Annotated in this window: 1 protein-coding gene; it reads left to right on the top strand. The window is 71.6% G+C overall.

Translation table 11 applies throughout. The features are described from left to right. Positions 1-144 precede the first annotated feature (144 nt). Complete coding sequence (locus AB0B48_RS33180) at positions 145-1,005, top strand: hypothetical protein (RefSeq protein WP_357208620.1); 861 nt, start codon at positions 145-147, stop codon at positions 1,003-1,005. Positions 1,006-1,097 lie beyond the last annotated feature (92 nt).

Here is a 1,097-nt window from a genome sequence, read left to right as displayed (position 1 = left end):
GCCGGTCCGTCCGATAGGGACGGACCGGCCACCGCGACCGTTTGTGATCAGACGATTGCGGGATGCGGGTTTTCGCGGGGACGGCGGCGGGCATCGCGCCGGGTTAGGATCACGCGTTTTGCAACCCCATCTTGGAGCTGACTGATGTCTCAGCCGCCGGCCAATCCCTACGGCCCGCCGCACGATTCCCCCGACCCGTCGGAGCAGCCGGGCCAGCAGCCTGGCGGGTGGCCGCCGCCGCAGCAGCAGGGACAGCCGCAGCAGCCCGGTGGTTTCCCGCCCGCGCAGCCGGGTCAGCCGTACGCGCAGCAGGGCTTCCCGCCCGCGCAGCCCGGTTTCCCGCCGGCCCAGCCTGGCTTCCCACACGCGCAGCCGGGTCAGCCGTACGGTGACCCGAACCTGGCCGGCGGTCCTCCCCCGGCGAAGAAGTCGAACGTCGGCAAGATCGTGCTGATCGTGTTGGCAGTGGTGCTGGTGCTCTGCGTCGGCGGCGCGGCGATCATCTGGGCCGTCGCCAAGGGGCCGGTGAACGAAGCGCTGGACGCCAGCAAGACCCGGGTCGTCGCGCCGACCACCCTCGCCGGCCGGCCGAAGCTCACCAACCCGGAGCTCCTGACGGCCGCCGAGCAGGCGGTCGCCGGGATGAAGACGGCGGCGGGGAACGAGACGAGCACGGTCGCCGCCTTCTACGGCGACCCGACCAAGCAGGACCTCGTCATGATCGCGGGCGTGTCCGGGCTGCTGTCGGACCCGAAGAAGGAGCTGGACGCCTATGTGGACGGCCTGTCCAAGCAGCTGACGGTGGACACGATGACGGCCGTCGACGCCGGCCCGCTCGGCGGTGAGGCGCGTTGCGGCGACGGCAAGGCCGAGACCGTACCGCTGGGCATCTGCGTCTGGGCCGACCGGGGCAGCCTGGGCATGGTGGTGATGTACTTCAAGTCCGCCGACCAGGCGAAGGCCGAGTTCACCGCGATCCGGGGCCAGGTCGAGCAGCAGTCCTGATCCGTACGCGACCGGGGCCCCGGCCACCTTCGGGTTCCGGCCCCTCGGCATGGAACAGCACCTCGACCTCGCTCGCGCGGGCCGGGTCCGGC

Origin of the sequence: Micromonospora sp. NPDC049089 (assembly GCF_040648775.1) — a bacterium.
Classification (GTDB): domain Bacteria; phylum Actinomycetota; class Actinomycetes; order Mycobacteriales; family Micromonosporaceae; genus Micromonospora.
This window is presented reverse-complemented; position numbering and strand designations above follow the sequence as displayed.

Coding starts and splice junctions, on each gene's coding strand:
- AB0B48_RS33180 (WP_357208620.1), top strand. CDS start 145: ATGTCTCAGCCGCCGGCCAATCCCTACGGCCCGCCGCACGATTCCCCC.